The sequence below is a fragment of the Synechocystis sp. LEGE 06083 genome, assembly GCF_015207725.1.
Lineage (GTDB): Bacteria > Cyanobacteriota > Cyanobacteriia > Cyanobacteriales > Microcystaceae > Synechocystis > Synechocystis salina.
On the sequence record NZ_JADEWJ010000044.1, the window covers coordinates 1 to 18,170 of the forward strand.

Sequence of the window (18,170 nt, forward strand, 5' to 3'; positions counted from 1 at the left end):
CTCTAGTACTCTAAATCCATGGAAAATCCCCTCCACAAAGTAGAAACGGCCATTAGTAATCAAGTCAACGAAACAGTGCGTCAGACCACCGATAAGTTCTATGGCCAGCTAGAAAAAATTGTCCATAAAGAATTGACCAGCGATCATCTGGAAAGAATCATTGCTGACGCAGTGGCCCAAACCTTAAGGAAACTGGCTTGGCAGTACTGGTATTTACTCATAGGGGCCGCCTGTGGCCTGTTGGTAATCCAGGCCCTACTACTGAGAATGGTACTTAAAGATACCAATTCCTGCGTGGAACTTGAGCCGGGATCAACGTCCCCATCCCTCAACGTTCCCCAGCGTTAAAAGTCGATCAACCTTAAAACTGGCGCAGAAAGCGGAGGTCGCTGTTATACAGCCGGCGAATATCGTCAATTTGGTGTAGCACCATGGCAAACCTCTCCACCCCAAAGCCTGCCGCAAAGCCAGTGTAAACCTCTGGGTCATAGCCCACTGCCTTCATAACGTTGGGATCCACCATGCCACAGCCCATCACCTCTAGCCATTTACCCTGCCATTGCACATCCACTTCCGCCGAGGGTTCGGTGAAAGGAAAGTAACTTGCCCGAAAACGAATCGGCAACGCTTCCCCAAACATTTGCTTGATGAACGCTTGAATGGTGCCTTTCAAATGAGTAAAAGCTAAACCTTTATCGATCGCCAGCAGTTCCACTTGATGGAACACAGCAGAGTGGGTAGCATCCACCGTATCCCGCCGATAAACCCGACCAGGGGCAACAATGCGAATGGGGGGATCATGCTTTTCCATATAACGAATTTGCACCGGTGAAGTGTGGGTGCGCAGCAGACGCCCATCTTTCAAAAAGAAGGTATCTTGCATATCCCGGGCCGGGTGGTCAGCAGGAATATTTAACGCTTCAAAATTGTAATAATCCGTTTCCACCTGGGGCCCCGTGGCGACGGTGTAGCCCAAACCAACAAAAATATCCAACACGCGGTCAACGGTGCTATTGAGGGGATGGCGACGGCCCTGGGGACGGTAACTGCCCGCCATGGTCACATCCAAAGTTTCCGCTGCTAGCTGAGCCTCGATCGCCGCATTTTGTAGGTTAGTTTTGCGGCATTCCAAATCCTGTTGCAAAGCTTCCTTCACTTCATTGGCGATCGCCCCAAGGATTGGCCTTTCCTCCGCAGAAAGTTTGCCCATACCTTTCAGGATGAGGGACAATTCCCCTTTTTTCCCCAAGTATTGCACCCGCAATTTGTCCAACCCATCCAGGTCGTCACAACCGTTAATCGCCGCCTGGGCAGATTGTTGTAGGGATTTTAAATCGGCTTCCAAAGAAATAGTCATGGAAAAATATGGGTCTCGTAGTTTTGCCCTAGCAAAGGCCTTGTTAATAGAGATGGATCAAATACTGATTACCGCTGGTCAGGTTAATCAACAGGGGACTATGGTTTTTCCCTTGGCCATGGTCAAGACCAACGTGGCCTAATCCCAGGAAAATTGCCCGCTACCGATTCTAACCCAACGGAGAACGGAAATTCTCGCCCATCAGGACTCAATTCTGGGCACCAAAGGAATTTGCCGTAACTTAATGCCGGGAATGGTGAACTGTTGTTTGATCTCATTCGCTTCCAGAGGAGTGGCCTCAGCAAAATTAGCCTGGCTTGTGGATAATACCCCTAGCACACTCAGGGGCACCTGCAAAAATAAATTGGCCATCAAATAGGCGATCGCCCCCAGCCCAAGGCCCGCCAAACGAATTTGGGGCAAATCCGTTACCCAAGGATAGGCGATCGGGGCATAGTAATAAACCAACCACAATAAACCAAGGCCAATCAGTCCCCCCAGCAAAGTAATCCACCGTTGTTGGCCCCGTTTAAACAAACTTAAAATCCGCAGTTGGTCTTCCCTCAAACTATCGGGGCGCAGGGCAATGATCAGCAAACTGAAAATCTCAAAGGGCTTAAACCATTGCATCACCATTACCGGCAACCAGCCCACCGCAATCAAGAAAATCAGTTCCACACCATAAACAGAAAAGGGCGTCCCCAGCGCTAAACCCAGCATCATGGTCAGGAGGGCCAACGGCACCACCACAATCCCCGCCAAATGAATCCAGAGAAATGGTTCTGCCCGAAAAGATGCGCCCATGATTTTAATGCCTAACTGGTAGTCTGGTAGTCGTACTGCACTGTGTTCAATAATACCAAACTGCCCTGGCTTCGAGCTTTAGGGATAGGTCATTTTTCTAAAGTTCTTGGAAATACTGATTGGAAGAATGTGGTCACAGTGATTGCTCTAACTATCCTTTAGTTTTTCCAGGTCTACTGGCTCTTAGCATCGCCCAGAAGCCAGTTTATTTTTTTAAGATTGTCAAGACTGACGAGTTTAATAAGTACACCAACCGTTAAGTTTAACTTCAAGGCCACTCAGTTTTATTTTGACGAATCGAGTTGAAATTATATTTCAGCATGTTTTCACCACGCCACTACTTCTAAATTTTCTATCGCCTGAAAGTGAGCATCCCTTGTTATTAAAATCATATTGTGTTGTAGTCCAAGGGCGGCAGTTCAAATATTATTCTCCGTTAATGAACGACCTTTGAGCTTTAACTTATGCTTAATTTTTTCATATTACCAGGCTGTTTCAGCGTCACAGGATAATACTGTGCCATTGGCAATTAATTCACTCACTCTTTCCAAATTGGCTTGGACTCTTCCGGATGTTATGGCACCGTAACATAATTCACCAATGACAATACTTGGAATAAAAATTTCATTGGCTGTAATAAGCTTTTTCTTCACCATTATTTCATCCGCAAAAAGAGCAATAATGATATTTATATCAAGCACAAACTTGCCATTGATCGACATCAATCTGTCCACAATCTTGTTTAATAGCTTGACACATTAACTGAAGAGCTTCGGCGTTAATAGAGCCAGCAAAATGTAACAATTGTTGTCCTGGTGTTCCTTGAATTTGTGTTTTTTTTAGTCTTTGAACAAATTCCACTACCTGCCATTGCAAATGCTGAGGCATAGCCCTTAATTATTTGATAACTTCTTCTGTAATTAGGGTCTCCATAAACTTACTCTTATAGGATACTCAAAACATTTCCCTGTAATCCACCAGTAATGCCTTGGCATTACTCAAGACTATTCAGTTTTGCTCTGATGGGTCCAATTAAAATTTGATCTCAGCAATATTGAAAATTAGTTTAATCATGCTTGTCAACCATGATTCTAGCAAGGATTCTTCCCCAAACTGGGAACCCCCGAAAAGCTTACCAGAGAAGCCTCGGGGATAAAAATAAATCTAGGATAAATCTGGGTTGCGACTAATTACTCTGGAGTGGGAACCGGCTTTTCCTGAGCTTCCTCCTTTTTGGCGCCTTCAAACACAGCCCGTAGCCAAGGGGGGGCCACAAACGTAGTAACAATGACCATCACAATAATGGCGGCATCGGTGGCCGGATCCAAAGCTCCACTGGCAGCCCCTACCCCGGCAAAAACTAGACCAACTTCTCCCCGGGGAATCATACCCACCCCGATCGCCAGTTTGTTCAATTCCGACTTACCAAACAGGGTAAAACCAGTAACCACCTTACCCACGATCGCCACCACAATTAAAAAGGCAGCAATAATCAAACCCTCTCGGTTAGCAGGCACAGCGGGGTTGAGCACACTGACATCCGTCTTAGCCCCCACACAGACAAAAAATACTGGCACGAAAAAGTCCGCCAGGGGCAAAATTTGTTCTTCCAAATCTTCCCGCTTTTCCGTTTCAGCCAGGATTAACCCCGCCGCGAAGGAACCCAAAATCGCCTCTAACTGGACAATTTGGGCAATGTAGGAAAGCACAAACGCCACACAAATGGATACCAGAAGCAACTGACCCCTGGTTTTCATGCGGTTGACTAGGCTGACATAGAAGGGACTGAGCAGGCGACCAATTAGAATTGAACCCACCACAAAACCGGTGGCACTAAGGATTAAGTAGATGATATTGCTGATTTGGATTTCCCCAGTTTTTACCAAGCTACCCACCACCGCCAGGACAATAATGCCGAGGATATCGTCCAACACTGCTGCCCCAATAATGATCTGGCCTTCATTGGAACTTAGGCGGTTAATCTCCGCTAATACCTTTGCAGTGATACCAATACTAGTGGCCGTTAGGGCTGCCCCGGCAAAAATTGCTGGAATGGCCGCCACCCCAAAAATGGTCATCAGGCCAATGGTGCCTAAACTGAAGGGAGTTACTACCCCCACCACTGCCACGATCGCCGCCTGGGGGCCCACCCGAATCAGTTCCTTGAGGTTAGACTCCAAACCAATTCCGAATAGGAGAATAATGACCCCCAACTCAGAAATGACCGAGATTACCTCACTCTGGGCACTGAAGACCGATGCCGCCGCTTCCGCGGATAAATCCGCCGACCCCATCAACAGTTGAATAACCAGGGAATCTTCGGGGGCCAGGCCTCCTTCGGGAAATAACAATAGTTTCAGGGCAGAAACCCCCACTAACACGCCCCCCACCAATTCTCCTAGCACTGGCGGCAGATTGAGTCGGAGACAAACTTCCCCGCCCAACTTGCTAGCAAAATAGACTACCACCAGGCTGAGGAGCACCCCGGCCAATACCAATGGAGCTATTTCCGTTTCTGTTTCTACGGCGGTGGCAATCATTGGCCACAGGGGAGGGAGCAATGGGTTCATAAACATTTACATTGGATGTCATCTCTAAGCAGGATAAGGCAAAAGCTCCCCAATTTTTAGTGGCGTAGGACTCTGAAAATATAATCCAAACCATTCATTAAGATAGATATTTTCACTCCAGACCAGGGGTAAAGGTCAATAGAAGTTACCATTAACTATAATTCTTGCTTTTGAAATTCATCTGAAAAATTGAGGTGTCGCAGTTAAACCCCCCCCTTATTTGAGTACGGGTTTTAGTAGACTGACTTAGCACGATAATCCTATCCTTAAATTTGTTTAAGTCTAGAAATAAAGAGGCTGATAAAAGGCTGCGAGGCAAGCGATTTTAGTTTTGCCAAGTGTCCTCACCTCAGGATTGGAAAGGCATTTGCTGGCCCTGGATCACCATTTCCCCCCGGGGTTGACGGAGAGAGCCTTCTTTTTCCTCGGTGACCATCACTTCCGAGGCGGAAAACCATTTTTCAAAAGGAATCTCTAGCAAAACTTCCCCTTGGGCATTGGGTAGAAAGGAACGACATGGTACTTTTTTGCCATCGATCACAGCCCAAAGTTGATAAAATTTGCCATCCGTAGTCGGAGGGACATCCTTCAGCACTAGTAGGGCAGAAGCACTTTCCGCCCCCACAATTAAACTGCCTGTGGCCTGGGATGTGGCTTGGGTAGCCCGCAGGGTCAAAAAGTTTTGGTTCGGTTCCTGGAGAAGGTTGACCACCTGGCGATAGGTCGATAATTGTTGGGTTTGTTGTTGGTCCCCCTGGGAATCAAGCACCTGTTGCAATGTCTGATTGGTTTGCTCAATGGTGGCTAGCTGTTGATGTAGTCGATAATTTTGCCAGCTTAAACCGGCGATCGCCGTGGCTAGTAAACCGCCCAAAGCAATTTTTCCCCAGGGAAACTTGGGGGTGGATTTAATTACTGATGGAGAAAACTGATTAACCGGAGATGGGGAAAGTAGGAGGGGAGGGGGGACGTCGGCGGAAGATAGTCCCAAGGGCAAAAGATTGAGGGTGGCCCGCAGTTGTTCAACTTCTTGTACTAAAGCCGGATTTTGACTTAACATTTCCTCCACCTGGGCCTGCTCCGCTGGGGTTAAATCTTCTAGCACATAGCCCGCCAATAATTCCTGCACGGCGATCGGGTTTAGGGATTCCATCGGTTCACTCCACAAGATCCTGTAATAAATTTTTTAGCTTTAATAACCCCTGACGGGAACGACTTTTAACCGTACCGAGGGGAATGTCCAATTTTTGGGTAATTTCCGACTGACTTAGTCCTTCATAGTAAGCCAGTTCTAGCACCTGCCGTTGGTTAGGGGGCAAGGTCTCCAAAGCGGACGCTACCCGTTGGGACATCTCAGACAAAGCAGCGTTTTCCATGGGTAAATTGGGAACATTCGTTAAATGGTTGTGTTGACAAGCTTTTAAAAGCCGCCCCCGACTCTGACCTTGGCGAATTCGGTTCAGGGCCCGGGAACGGGTGAGGGTCAGCAAAAAATTGAGTAGATTTCCTCGTTGGGGGTTATAGGGAGTAGTGGTTTCTAAGCCAAGGAAAATTTCCTGGGTTAAATCCTCCGCATCCTGGGAGCGTTGCAGTATCCGCAGAGCTAAACGATAAACCACTGCACCGTAGCGGTTATAGAGAATTCCGAGGGCCAAGGAATCTCCCCGTTGCGCCGCCGCCATAATTTCTCCGTCATCCTGCACCACAACTTGCATATTAGAAAAACCAACCCAGTCCCGTGAGCAGATAATATCCCCCCGCCAACATCAGGAATGCACTACCAAGTCCCGTAACCCAGTAGGAGTGTTTTAATAAAGTCCGGCTCTGTTTGATCAGACCAGTGAACAAGCTAGCTAGGAAAATAACGGCGGTGTAACCCAGAGCATAGAAAACCATGGTCACCACACTTAGGCTCTGGGAACCGGTGGCAGAAGCAGCGGCCAACACGGCAAATAATACCGGACTGGCACAGGGAGAACTCACCAAAGCAAAGGTCATGCCCACCCCTAGGGGCCCGGCCACGGGCAAACTAATTTGGGTCCGGGGTAAGGGTAAGTGGATTAGCCCAGCAAAACTTAATCCCATGGCCAGAATAATGGTCCCGATCGCCAAATGGACGTAACCCTTGAAATCCACAATAACGGCGGTGGCAAAGGCGGAAACTAAGCCAAATAAGCTGAGCACAATCACTGTACCCAAGACAAATAAACTAGCTTTGACCAGGGCTTGGCGGCGGGAAGTGACTTGGAGAGTGCCAATATAGCTCAGATTCACCGGCAACAAAGCCAAAATACAGGGGGAGAAACTAGCTAGCAGTCCCCCGAAAAAAGCCAGGGGTAACAATATCAGGGGATTACTAGTATTTTGCTGGTCAAACCATTGCTGGTAATGATTTTCAACGGCGGCAATGAAATGATCCAATCCTGCTGTCAGGGGAACCCATTGATGGGTGAGTACAACTAAGGACAGGGCCCCAAGGAATAAAATCAGACAAAACGCCCAGGGGGCCGTGGGGGAAAAGTAACGACGGGCACGGTTTAACATGGCGATTCCAGAATTTGGTTATCAAGGAGCAAAGCAGAGGCCGGCCAAACCAACTTCGCCCCCAGTGGAGAGGAAATATTTTTGCGAAGTCCCCAAGGTTGCCAGAGCTTAAGTGACCCCAGGTCGGAAAACGGGTAAAGTTACGCCAAAAGAAAGGAGGGCATTTAAAGATTAACGCCCTCGGCATCAACTATTTTTTTGCCATTCTGGAGATTGCCCCATCAATTACCTTGGTGTAGTCCGAGGCATTGGCATTTTTACGAAATTGTTGGATGACCATGCCCGTGGCGGGATCGATGATGGCAACGGTGGCGGTTTGGGTCTTATTGGCATCAAAGAAAGTCGTGAGCCCCAACTGCTTGGCTTTGGTTTCGGCCATTTTTGTCGTGTTTTTGTCCGAGACATCCAGTACCACAAAATTCACTTTTCCCTGGTACTGCTTCTTCAATTGGCTAAGGGTAGGGGCAATGGTCTGACAACCGGGGCACCAAGTGGCATAGATATCCACCACCACTGGTTTGCCTTGGAGGGAAGGAGCAAGGGGTTTGGGGGCCTGGGTCTGCATCATTTGGGCAACGCTGACCTGGGGAGAGGAAAGGCTGACCGAAGCCACACCGAGGGCACCACCAAGGAAGGCGATCGCCAAAGTAGAAGTTAAAAAGGATGGGGTAGTTTTCACAGAAAGTTCCTCAATGTAAGGTTCACTTTCTATACACGTCTGACCCAGCTTTTGGATTTATTTAATTTCAGAATTTCACCAACTAGATTCAATTAACCGAAACGACCACTGACATAATCCCGCGTGGACTCCTGCATCGGATTTTGGAAAATTTCTTCCGTGGGGCCATACTCCACCAAACTGCCGACCTTAGCCCCCCTGTCCACCGATTCCACATTGAAAAAGGCGGTGTAGTCCGAAACCCGGGACGCCTGTTGCATATTGTGGGTCACAATCACAATGGTGAATTGCTCTTTTAGCTCGTGCATTAAGCCTTCTATTTTCAGAGTTGAAATGGGGTCGAGGGCAGAACAGGGTTCATCCATTAGGATCACCTCCGGTTGTACGGCGATCGCCCGGGCAATGCAGAGGCGTTGTTGTTGCCCACCGGAAAGGGAAAAGCCACTGGCCTTTAATTTATCCTTCACCTCGTCCCAGAGGGCCGCCCGTCGTAGGGAAGTTTCCACCAGTTCGTCCATGTCCCCTTGAAAGTTGTTGAGCCTTGCTCCCCAAGCAATGTTTTCGTAAATGGATTTGGGAAAAGGATTGGCCTTTTGGAACACCATACCAATGGAACAACGTAAACCCACCGGGTCCACTGTGGGAGCATAAATATCCGCACCATGGTAGGTAATGCGCCCCTCTACCCGGGCGATCGCCACCAGGTCATTCATGCGGTTGAAACAACGGAGCATGGTGCTCTTGCCGCAACCGGAGGGGCCAATGAAGGCCACTACTCGCCTTTCGGGAATGGCAATATTACAGTTTTTGACTGCCAGGTGGGAGCCATAGTAAACGTTAACACCCTGGGCTTCTAGCACCCCCTTGGTGGCCACGCCATTGGAAACTACCATAACTAATGTCCTCTTTAAGATTTAAAAATAATTGGTTGCTAATAACAGAGAGGTTTGGGCAGTTCTAAAGCCCCAAGCTTTTAAAGTTTGACTGAGTGAAGCGCCCAACTTGCGATGGGGGTAAAATCTACCAATAAAGGGGAGCAAACAATTTAACCAAAGCGGCCACTAACATAATCCTTGGTCTCCTGCTCTTGGGGATCGCCAAATACTTTCCCCGTTTGGTCAAATTCCACTAGGTAGCCCACTTTGTTACCTTTTTCCGTGGCTTCAGCATTGTAAAAAGCAGTATAGTCCGCCACCCTGGTGGCCTGTTGCATGTTGTGGGTAACGATGATGATGGTGTAGTTCTGCTTAAGTTCATTCATCAACTCTTCCACCTTGAGGGTGGAAATGGGGTCCAGGGCAGAACAGGGTTCATCCATCAGTAATACCTCCGGTTGCATGGCGATCGCCCGGGCAATGCAGAGGCGTTGTTGCTGACCACCGGAAAGGGAAAAGCCACTGGCTTTTAATTTATCCTTCACCTCATCCCAGAGGGCCGCCCGCCGCAGAGAATCTTCAGCCAATTCTTCTAAATTGCCTTTGTAGCCATTCACCCTAGCGCCATAAACCACGTTGTCAAAAATAGTTTTGGGAAAAGGGTTGGGCTTTTGGAACACCATGCCAATGTTCTTGCGCACCGCCGTGACGTCAATGTCAGAGGCATAGAGGTCTTGGTTGTGGTAGCAAACCTTGCCTTCTAAACGGAAACTTTCAATCAGGTCATTGAGACGATTAAAGCAACGCAGAATGGTACTTTTACCGCATCCAGAGGGGCCAATGAAAGCAGTAATTTTATTTTTGGGAATGGCCATAGAAACATTCCGCACTGCCCGGTGACTACCGTAATAAACATCAAGGTTTTGAACAGTAAACACGGGGATATTGTGGATTAATGACTGGTCTGGGGATTCATTCATGGTGGATTCCTAATTTAATCAGTATCTAATAAGCCTTCTTCCGAGTAAAGAACCGTGCTGTGATGTTGGTAATCAGCACCAAAAACACCAGCAATAACGAGGCCGCCCAGGCCAGTTCCTGCTGGGATTTGTAGGGCACCGAGGCAAAGTTATAAACCAATACAGCGAGGGTGGCGATGGGTTCCTTTAATCCCCGGGGCCAGAAGTTGGAATACAGAGCAGTGAAAATCAATGGCGCTGTTTCTCCGGCGGCCCTGGCGATCGCCAACGTTACCCCGGTAATGATGGAGGAGAGGGCCGCAGGCAAAACCACAAACAAAACCGTTTGATAGCGGTAGGCTCCCACCCCTAGGGCCGCCCAACGAATTTCCTGGGGCACAATTTGCAACGCCTCGTCCGTGGTACGGATAATGGTGGGTAACATCAACACCGCTAGGGCCACTCCCCCGGCAATAGCAGAAAAACCAAATAAACGAGAAGCTACCAGAGCACCGTAGGCAAATACCCCCGCAATAATGGAGGGAATACCGCTCAACAGGTTAGTGGCAAAACGCACCGCCCTGGCAATTTGGTTGTCACCACTGAATTCTGAAAGGTAGACAGCACTCAACACCCCAATGGGCACGGAAATTACCGTGGCGATCGCCACCACTATGAAGGTTCCGATGATGGCATTGCCCACCCCGCCACCGCTTAAACCAGGGGCCGGCGGCAGTTTCACAAAGAGGTTTAAGTTGATGCTACGGAAACCCTGGATAGCGACAAAAATCAACACCGCGAACAGGGGAATAACGGTGGCCAATAGACAAGCCCCCGATATGGCGGTCATGGAGTTACCAAAGAGGGTTCTCAGGTCAGACTTTTTCTTTTTGAGATTAACGGCGGTCATGGATTTGGGCGGCCAGGGCCGAAGGGAATAATCAAAACGGAATACTAAGCAAAAATAATTTCAGGTAAAACTAATACTTGGCCTTAACCTTGTTAACAATCAGTTCGGCCAAAACATTGACAATGAAAGTCAGAACAATAAGTACAAAACCCGCATACATCAACGCAGAAACCTGCATGCCTGAAGCCTCGGCAAACTGGTTGGCCAACAAGGAAGCAATGGTATTCGCCGGGTTCAACAACGACCAACTGAGGCGATTGGAGTTACCAATGATCATGGTCACCGCCATGGTCTCCCCCATGGCCCGCCCGAGGGCCAACATGATACCCCCCACAATGCCGGAGAACGCAGCCGGGATTAGCACCCGAAAAATAGTTTCCCAACGGGTGGCCCCCAGTCCCAGGGAAGCCTGTCGCAATTCCGGTGGCAATGAAGCCAAAGAATCCCTGGCGATCGCCGTAATAATAGGCAAAATCATAATGGCCAGCACAATACTGGCGGGTAACATACCGGGACCAGCGGGCTTGGTGCTAAATAAAGGAATCCAACCAAAATATTCGTTCAACCACATTCCCACCGGCTTAATCAGGGGAATAATGACGAAAATGCCCCACAACCCATAGACCACACTGGGAATAGCCGCTAGCAACTCCACCATAAATGTCAGAACAGTGCGGATCTTAGCGGGAATAAAATCCTCACTTAAAAACAGTGCTGTCCCTATGCCGAGGGGAATGGCCAGCAGTAAAGCCAAGCCGGAGTTGACCAACGTACCCACCATAATGGCAAGGATCCCATACTGGCTGGTGACCGGGTTCCAAGTGTTATTGGTGACAAAGCCGAGGCCGAAAGTTTTAACCGCTGGCAACGATTGGGAAAAAATTAGTAAGGCGATCGCCACCAAAATGAGACCAATGCTAACGGCAAAGGCTAAAGTGAGATACTTAAATGCCTTCTCCAAATTCTTCTCAAGATTGGAGCGGGAAGCCAGGGGCTTGGTCCGGGAATAGGGCGCAGGCGCGGTGGTCATGGAAAAATGGGGAAATGGGAAAGGCAAATGGGAAGGAAGATCAGCATTAACAATGGCGATCGCCTCCCCACCCAGCATTTGAGATCAAATTACTTGAGGGTAATGGTGTAATCCGGGGAAAGTTTGTCAGCGGCGGCGGCCACTTTTTCCCGCACATTTTGGGGCAGGGGTACATAGCCCAATGCAGGGGCCATGGTTTGACCTTCATTCAAGCCAAACTCCACCATTGCCTCTATGCCCTTGGCCTTTTCCGCATCGGCGTACTGGGGATAAAGCAACATCCAACTGTAGGTCACGATGGGATAGGATTCGGCCCCGGCGGGGTTAGTGATAAATTCCCGCAGATTTTGCGGTAATTCCACCGCCGCTAAGGTCGCCGAAGCATTCGCATCGGTGGGCACCACAAACTGTCCATCCTTGTTCTGCAAGCTAGCCATGGTCAGGTTATTGTTGCTGGCATAGCCATACTCAATGTAGCCAATGGCTCCTTCATTTTGCTGAATGGCAGCGGTCACCCCTTCATTGCCTTTACCACCAATGAACTTACCTTTACTGGTAGGCCACTCTACGGTTTTACCTTCGCCGATGGTCTCTTTAAATTCGGGGCTCATGGCGGCCAAGTTCATGGTGAAAACTGCTGTTGTACCGCTACCATCGGAACGATGCACCACCGTAATCGGGCGATCGGGCAAGGTTACATCGGGGTTATCGGCCACCAGTTTGGGGTCATTCCAGGTGGTGATATTGCCTAACATAATGGCCGCGAGGTTTTCTTGGGATAACTTCAGCCCTTCAACTCCAGGCAGATTGTAAGCCATCACAATACTACCGGCGGTCATGGGTAACATAATCACTTCACCATTGATCTTGGCGATTTCTTCATCATCCATGGCCACGTCACTGGCACCAAAATCCACGGTTTTAGTCATAAACTGCTCTACCCCGGCGCCACTACCCACGGATTGATAGTTGACCTCCAGATTAGGGACGGCCTGGTTCAGGGCCACAAACCAACCTTGGTAGAGGGGAGCGGGAAAACTAGCACCGGCACCGGTCAAGGAAACTTTATTGGCAAAAGCATCGGCGGCAGTAGACTCGCCACCACTGGTTTGGGCTGTGTCACCACCACCACCGCCACAGGCCGCCAGACCAACAGTCAGTGCCAGGACAGAAGCTGTGGGCACTAAATGCTTGGACAACTTTTTAATTTGCTTGAAAGTAGTCATTGATGTTTTCTCGACGCGGATTTGTATAATCTGGCTAAACAGTTGCTCATGATACAGTCATTAAGCCAGACCATGGTAAAGGCAAGGTTAAGGTCTATAGAATTCGGATTTTTTGTTTGGAATTCCTCATACTTGCCCCTGATAGTCCTGTCACTTGCTTATCACTCAAAGGAGGCTTGTTTCTTCAACAACTCCCCAATTGTGAGATCCATTACACTTTTGCCATCAAAGACTGTGCCTACTTCTCCTTTGTTGAAGCTAATTTTGCCTAGGTTATAGGCTTCCTCCGGCAAGGGAATGTAACCAACCTTGGTAGCGGTGGCAGGGGCATTGGCCAGATAAAAATCCACAAATTCTCGCAGGGCAGGATTTTCCTGGGCTTTAGTCGCGTTGACGTAAATAAATAAGGGACGGGATAGGGGCTGATACTCAGATTTTTCCACCGTTTCCCGGGAGGGCAGAATCGGGCCTTTGCCCGCATCCACCGCGATCGCCTTCAACTCATTGGTGTGGGCTTCGTAGTAGGCAAAACCAAAGTAGCCTAGGGAATAAAGGTCTTGGACAACGCCCTGCACCAAAATTTCATCGTCTTCACTTTTTAAGCTATCAAGACGACTAGCTCCAGCTTGACCGACGATCGCCTCGGTGAAGTAGTCAAAGGTACCAGAATCCTCACCAGGGGAATAAAGATTAATGGGCTGGTCAGGAAATTCAGGCCGGACCTGGTTCCAGCGGGTCAGAGTCTTCTCGGCGGCGGGTTCCCAAATGCGCTTCAGTTCTTCGACGGTTAAACTATTGAGCCAATCATTTTTCGGATTACCAACTACGGTGATAGCATCAAAAGCAATGGGCAATTCCACATACCTCACTTGGTTGTCATTACATAATTTCATCTCTTCCCTATTAATGGGACGAGAAGCGTTAGTGATGTCTGTTTTCCCTTCGCAAAAAGACCTAAAACCGCCCCCCGTACCGGAAAATTCCACTGTTATTGCCACTGCATTCTGCCCTGCAAAGTACTCTTTGGCGATCGCCTCAGTAATGGGATAAACCGTACTAGAACCATCAATGGCGATCGGTTGGCTCGTCTGGGATGGTGTACAGGCAGAAATTCCCAGCAAGAGCAAAGCCACAGGGACAATGCCCCGGCTCAATCGACGTAAATCAAGCATTCTTACTTCTCCGCCCCCAGGGTGGTCGATTTTGATTAGCCGTTGACGGTGGCTTTAGGGCATCCATCAACATTTTTTTATATTAAGGTTGCCTAGTGTGGTTGCAGGTTAAGCCTTAGTAAAGGTTTGGTTAAAGATTAAGCCGTTCAGTGTTTGCCCTAGCGTCCGTCCAGGGGACTTTTTGCCCCGATTAACCTAGACTTGAGAAAAAAGCTGATTTCTGTGACTATGGCGACCTTTTCCCCCCGCGAAATTTCCAACCCCCATGCTACGGCGATGGCCTTAGGGGCGGATTTCCATTGGCATCCCCAGGGGGAGAAGGGACATCTGGCTTTGACTTTAACTCCCCAACCCAATGGCCAATGGTTATCACTGTTGGGAGGGAAACTACGTTTTTGGCTGCGGGGCGTCGGTTTAACGGTCCAGACCGAAGGTGCAACCACCGACCATGGGCAAAACTTCTTCAATTCTGAGGAGATAATTTTTACCTCGGAGAGTGTTGCTCCCCAAACCGTCAATATTGAAATTGCCCTAACTGAACCATGGGGCCGACTGCAAGCGGCAGTCAAAGCGCATGCTCAGCAAGTGGCGATCGCCGAAACCCAAGGTCTTTGGCCACCGGATTTGAGTCCGAATCAGTTGGCCATTGCCGATCGCCTATTGGCGAAATTTTTGGCGGAAACTTACCTAGCTCCGGCCATTTGTTGGGGTCAATGGCTCTTGGCCAAGTCAGCTGATGCTGATCCTCAAATTACCTGGCAACCTTTGTACGATATCGAAAATAATCAAACCCTAACCGAAGCAAACACCAGTAACCTTGGCGATCGCCTGGGTTTGATCATTGATTCTCCCCATTTAGATTGCCTTGCTCTGGCAAAATTGGTCGGTTTGGATCCGCAACGGGACTTGGCCGGCGGCAAATTCGTGGGCGCTAACCTCAACGGCATTGACCTTAGTAACAGCCTACTAATGGACAGCAATTTCCGGGGAGCCATTCTTACAGATAGCGACCTGAGCAATGCCGATCTCCGCCGCACTAACTTTCGAGGGGCAGACCTGAGTGGAGCCTATCTTGAAGCAGCAAACCTTCATCAGGGGGACTTCCGCAAGAGTAGTTTAGCCGTGGCAAATTTAATCGGCACAGACCTAAGGAGAGCGGATTTACGGGGAGCTACTCTCCAAAACGTCAATTTCAGCGGGGCAAGGGTAGAAAACTTGCATTTTGGCGACAATCCAGGGCTCACCGCCAGTCAACAAGCCTGGTTGTTGGAAAATGGGGCCCAGTTAGCTTCCGAATCGGTGCAGGAAATGTTACGCTGATAGCTGGTCTGGTTTATTTCCCTAAGGGGAGGAGATCAGCAAGTTATTTATTGTGGACACGTAGCTCAGTGGATAGAGCATCAGGTTCCGGTCCTGAGGGTCGGGGGTTCGAATCCCTCCGTGTTCGTCTAATTTCATCAACCTTTTTCGCTCTTTTTGTCCCCAAGCTGTGTGATACAATGGGGATTGCTCAATTTTAGACTAAAGAAATAAAGTTAAACCCCGATGGCAAAAAAATCCATGATCGAGCGGGATAAGCGTCGTAGCCGCTTGGTAGCAAAGTATGCTGCTAAACGGGAAGCGCTCAAAGAAGAATTCCGTCAAGCTGAAACCCTAGAAGACAAATTAGCTGTCCACCAAAAATTGCAGGATTTACCCCGCAATAGCGCACCCAATCGTCGTCGCAACCGTTGTAAAGTCACAGGTCGTCCCCGTTCTTACTACCGGGATTTTGGCCTCTGCCGCAATGTGCTGCGGGAATGGGCCCACCAAGGCCTTCTCCCCGGTGTGACCAAATCTAGCTGGTAGTTTTCTGAATATGGCCAGCAGAATTGTTTGAGCTAATCCGCATTTTTATAACTTATGGGGATTAGCCCTGGCCTGTCTAACCGCAGTAACTAGAGTTGCTGCTTTAAATTTTGATTATCAATCTTGCAATTTCCCCCAATGTCAACTTTGTGGGGATTTTTTGCTTTTGTCGCCAACTTGTATTGACCAGTAAAGCCTAATCAATTTCAGTTAATCTCCCCAGGAATTGTAGGGAAGCATCTCAACGGCGATCGCCTTTGGGAGTCAATCGACCACTATTTTGCTGGGGATTGAAATGGAAGAAACCGGACGATTTACCAATAAGGTTTTCGCCCAGTTAAGTTTTCCTTTGCTCAAACTGTAATGACACGGGGGTGGGAATGGGCCCAATGCCTGACCTACAGATCGTTTAATCGACGCCGTAGATCATCCAATTCCTGGTCAATCACCGCATCATCTTGGCCTGCATTATTGGCCGGCACAGAAGAATCAACCGGGGATGCTTCAAGTTGGGGCGTAGCGGCGGAAGTTCCAGGTAATGCACCACCTGACATGGAAGCTTTCAGGGCTGCCAACTCATCTTCTACCCCACTGCTAGCCTCCAACTGGGCAAATTGATTTTCGATGCCGAAGCCGGCCAACTCTCCCGCGGCTTGGGAGGTGGCTTCCATATCCAATACCTTGTTTTCCATTCGTTCAAAGGCACCGGTGGCACTGCTGGTACCTATGCCTCCCAGGGTTTGCTGTAGTTCAGCATTAGCCTTGGCCGCCTTAGCCCTGGCTTGTAGCATATTTTTCTTGGTTTTTGCTTCGGAAATTTTTGCTTCTAGGGCCGCCAAATTGCGCCGCAAATTTTCCGACATGGTCTTTTGTTGAGCCAGCTGGGTTTGGTATGCCGCCGCCGTATCCGTCAGACTTTTCTTGCGGGCCAGAGCTTCCCTGGCCAGATTCTCTTCCCCATTAGTCAGGGCTAATTTTGCCCGGTCTTCCCATTTTTTTGCTTCCTGGGTGTCCTGGTGAAGTCGTTGCTCGGTTCGTTTTTCCTCGGCGATCGTGCGAGCAACGGCCTGGCGGAGTTGCACCAGGTCTTCTTGCATATCGATTACGGCCTGTTCCAGCACTTTTTCTGGATCTTCAGCTTTACTGACGAGGTCGTTGAGGTTAGCCCGGACGACGCGGCCTAGACGGTCAAATAATCCCATGTCTTACTTATCCTCTCAAAATCGCTGGGGGTTAACGAATGGGGGTCTGTACAGAAGTCCGCATAAGGGGGACTAAGGAGTTGGCCCTATGTTGATCCAGTTTAAACCAAGCCCGCAGACACTAGACAGCCTTGGAGTCGGTTTTGTAGCTTTCGCCCTGGTGCCCTACCCTACAATGGAGACACAGGTAGTCCAATCAATGTTTGATGGTGGAGGCATAGCGTTATGGCGAGTCTATTCAAAATTTTGCGCTCTCTTGCCATTCCGGCGGTGATTGCTGGTCTGGCGTTTATTAGCATCGGTGATATGTTCTTGCCCGATCCTTGGGCTAGCTACAGTGAAAACACCAGGGAACAAATTAATCAAAAATTATTAGGGGCGGCCCCTAAACCAAAAATTAAAAAGCCCAGTGAAATGAGGGAAAAACAACTTGAGCAGTTAAAGTAGTTGGGCTTGGACTTAAACAGTATCCTTAATCCCTTGGCAAGATTTTGCTCTAGCCTCTAAATTCTTCCGTCATTATTCCCTACACGTAACCTATTTTTCCATGGCGATCGCCAAATTACCCCGTCAAATTCTGCCCAATCTGTACCGTTTTGCTCCCAACCGGGACACCCTAGGGGGCACTGCCTATTTATTAACCACCGGGGAAGGTAATGTGTTGATCGATTGTCCGGCTTGGCATCAAGACATTGAAGAGTGGTTGGAACAACAGGGCCCGGTACGCTGGCTATGCCTTACCCATCGGGATGGCCATGGCCCCAAAGTCAAAACAATTCAGGAGAAGTTGGGCTGTCAGGTGGTGGTGCAGGAACAGGAAGCTTACCTATTGCCAGGGGTAAAAGTTTGTCGATTTCGGGAAAAATTGGCGATCGCCCCATCTCTCACAGCCATCTGGACTCCCGGCTATTCCCCCGGTACGAGTTGCTATTACTGGGGAGAAAACGGCGGCATTCTTTTCACTGGCCGTCATTTACTGCCGAATGGAGAGGGG

General features: G+C 49.0%; 22 protein-coding genes and 1 tRNA gene. 7 read left to right on the forward strand and 16 right to left on the reverse strand.

Translation table 11 applies throughout. From position 1 onward, the window contains the following. The first annotated feature begins 18 nt into the window (after nt 1-18). A complete protein-coding gene (locus IQ219_RS05355; protein WP_190598562.1) occupies nt 19-348 on the forward strand; it encodes a hypothetical protein in 330 nt (109 codons plus the stop codon). A gap of 13 nt (nt 349-361) precedes the next feature. On the opposite strand, the gene pheS is transcribed toward IQ219_RS05355, so the two are convergent. Next, nucleotides 362-1,357: a phenylalanine--tRNA ligase subunit alpha gene (gene pheS, locus IQ219_RS05360; RefSeq protein WP_194071955.1), complete on the reverse strand. Its 996-nt coding sequence runs from the start codon at nt 1,355-1,357 to the stop codon at nt 362-364. Here pheS and IQ219_RS05365 point away from each other — a divergent pair. After that, nucleotides 1,356-1,499, forward strand: coding sequence for a hypothetical protein (locus tag IQ219_RS05365; protein WP_194071956.1), 144 nt, complete (start codon nt 1,356-1,358; stop codon nt 1,497-1,499). The two genes, pheS and IQ219_RS05365, sit on opposite strands and share 2 nt — an antisense overlap. Before the next feature lie 59 nt (nt 1,500-1,558). Here the strand turns inward: IQ219_RS05365 and IQ219_RS05370 are convergent, their stop codons facing one another. The 14 genes from IQ219_RS05370 to IQ219_RS05435 all read right to left on the reverse strand — a co-directional run bounded on the left by IQ219_RS05370 (nt 1,559) and on the right by IQ219_RS05435 (nt 14,126). Further along, a complete protein-coding gene (locus IQ219_RS05370) occupies nt 1,559-2,161 on the reverse strand; it encodes a low-complexity tail membrane protein (RefSeq protein WP_194071957.1) in 603 nt (200 codons plus the stop codon). 482 nt (nt 2,162-2,643) lie between these two features. After that, nucleotides 2,644-2,883 (reverse strand): PIN domain-containing protein, encoded by a 240-nt coding sequence (locus IQ219_RS20000; protein ID WP_228016727.1) that lies wholly within the window; start codon nt 2,881-2,883, stop codon nt 2,644-2,646. Beyond that, nucleotides 2,855-3,049, reverse strand: a complete 195-nt coding sequence (locus IQ219_RS05380; RefSeq protein WP_228016728.1) for a hypothetical protein — start codon at nt 3,047-3,049, stop codon at nt 2,855-2,857. Before IQ219_RS05380 ends, IQ219_RS20000 begins: the two co-directional genes overlap by 29 nt. 302 nt (nt 3,050-3,351) lie before the next feature. Further along, nucleotides 3,352-4,737, reverse strand: a complete 1,386-nt coding sequence (locus tag IQ219_RS05385; RefSeq protein ID WP_194071958.1) for a cation:proton antiporter — start codon at nt 4,735-4,737, stop codon at nt 3,352-3,354. Between the two features lie 343 nt (nt 4,738-5,080). Next, complete coding sequence (locus IQ219_RS05390) at nt 5,081-5,884, reverse strand: anti-sigma factor (RefSeq protein ID WP_194019252.1); 804 nt, start codon at nt 5,882-5,884, stop codon at nt 5,081-5,083. Between the two features lie 4 nt (nt 5,885-5,888). Next, nucleotides 5,889-6,446: a sigma-70 family RNA polymerase sigma factor gene (locus IQ219_RS05395; RefSeq protein ID WP_194071959.1), complete on the reverse strand. Its 558-nt coding sequence runs from the start codon at nt 6,444-6,446 to the stop codon at nt 5,889-5,891. 1 nt (nt 6,447) lies between these two features. After that, complete coding sequence (locus tag IQ219_RS05400; RefSeq protein WP_194071960.1) at nt 6,448-7,275, reverse strand: cytochrome c biogenesis protein CcdA; 828 nt, start codon at nt 7,273-7,275, stop codon at nt 6,448-6,450. A gap of 190 nt (nt 7,276-7,465) precedes the next feature. After that, nucleotides 7,466-7,954 (reverse strand): thioredoxin family protein, encoded by a 489-nt coding sequence (locus IQ219_RS05405; RefSeq protein ID WP_194071961.1) that lies wholly within the window; start codon nt 7,952-7,954, stop codon nt 7,466-7,468. A 92-nt stretch (nt 7,955-8,046) separates the two neighbouring features. Beyond that, entirely contained in the window at nt 8,047-8,847 is an 801-nt protein-coding gene (gene pstB / locus IQ219_RS05410; protein WP_194019253.1) for a phosphate ABC transporter ATP-binding protein PstB, read from the reverse strand. 152 nt (nt 8,848-8,999) lie between these two features. Beyond that, on the reverse strand, nt 9,000-9,809 hold the full coding sequence (gene pstB / locus IQ219_RS05415) for a phosphate ABC transporter ATP-binding protein PstB (RefSeq protein ID WP_194071962.1): 810 nt from the start codon (nt 9,807-9,809) through the stop codon (nt 9,000-9,002). 25 nt (nt 9,810-9,834) lie between these two features. Beyond that, the gene (pstA, locus tag IQ219_RS05420; protein ID WP_194019255.1) at nt 9,835-10,698 is read right to left on the reverse strand and encodes a phosphate ABC transporter permease PstA; all 864 of its coding nucleotides are present in this window, start codon (nt 10,696-10,698) and stop codon (nt 9,835-9,837) included. Nucleotides 10,699-10,768: 70 nt separating this feature from the next. Then, the gene (gene pstC / locus IQ219_RS05425; protein ID WP_194071967.1) at nt 10,769-11,728 is read right to left on the reverse strand and encodes a phosphate ABC transporter permease subunit PstC; all 960 of its coding nucleotides are present in this window, start codon (nt 11,726-11,728) and stop codon (nt 10,769-10,771) included. 89 nt (nt 11,729-11,817) lie between these two features. Then, nucleotides 11,818-12,954, reverse strand: a complete 1,137-nt coding sequence (pstS, locus tag IQ219_RS05430; protein ID WP_194071963.1) for a phosphate ABC transporter substrate-binding protein PstS — start codon at nt 12,952-12,954, stop codon at nt 11,818-11,820. Nucleotides 12,955-13,115: 161 nt separating this feature from the next. Then, the gene (locus tag IQ219_RS05435; protein ID WP_194071964.1) at nt 13,116-14,126 is read right to left on the reverse strand and encodes a PstS family phosphate ABC transporter substrate-binding protein; all 1,011 of its coding nucleotides are present in this window, start codon (nt 14,124-14,126) and stop codon (nt 13,116-13,118) included. Between the two features lie 228 nt (nt 14,127-14,354). On the opposite strand from IQ219_RS05435, the gene IQ219_RS05440 reads away from it, so the two are divergent. The 3 genes from IQ219_RS05440 (at nt 14,355) to rpsN (ending at nt 15,974) form a co-directional block, all read left to right on the forward strand. Further along, nucleotides 14,355-15,446 (forward strand): pentapeptide repeat-containing protein, encoded by a 1,092-nt coding sequence (locus IQ219_RS05440; protein ID WP_228016729.1) that lies wholly within the window; start codon nt 14,355-14,357, stop codon nt 15,444-15,446. Nucleotides 15,447-15,500: 54 nt separating this feature from the next. Beyond that, nucleotides 15,501-15,573, forward strand: a tRNA-Arg gene (locus IQ219_RS05445). Between the two features lie 98 nt (nt 15,574-15,671). Next, the gene (rpsN, locus tag IQ219_RS05450) at nt 15,672-15,974 is read left to right on the forward strand and encodes a 30S ribosomal protein S14 (protein WP_190598547.1); all 303 of its coding nucleotides are present in this window, start codon (nt 15,672-15,674) and stop codon (nt 15,972-15,974) included. A gap of 398 nt (nt 15,975-16,372) precedes the next feature. Here rpsN and IQ219_RS05455 read toward each other — a convergent pair whose 3' ends face one another. After that, nucleotides 16,373-17,176, reverse strand: a complete 804-nt coding sequence (locus tag IQ219_RS05455; protein ID WP_194019258.1) for a PspA/IM30 family protein — start codon at nt 17,174-17,176, stop codon at nt 16,373-16,375. A 225-nt stretch (nt 17,177-17,401) separates the two neighbouring features. Here IQ219_RS05455 and IQ219_RS05460 point away from each other — a divergent pair, with 225 nt between their 5' ends. Further along, a complete protein-coding gene (locus IQ219_RS05460; protein WP_194071965.1) occupies nt 17,402-17,623 on the forward strand; it encodes a hypothetical protein in 222 nt (73 codons plus the stop codon). Between the two features lie 100 nt (nt 17,624-17,723). Next, nucleotides 17,724-18,170, forward strand: a 447-nt coding sequence (locus IQ219_RS05465) for an MBL fold metallo-hydrolase (RefSeq protein ID WP_194071966.1), incomplete at its 3' end; no start/stop codon positions are given.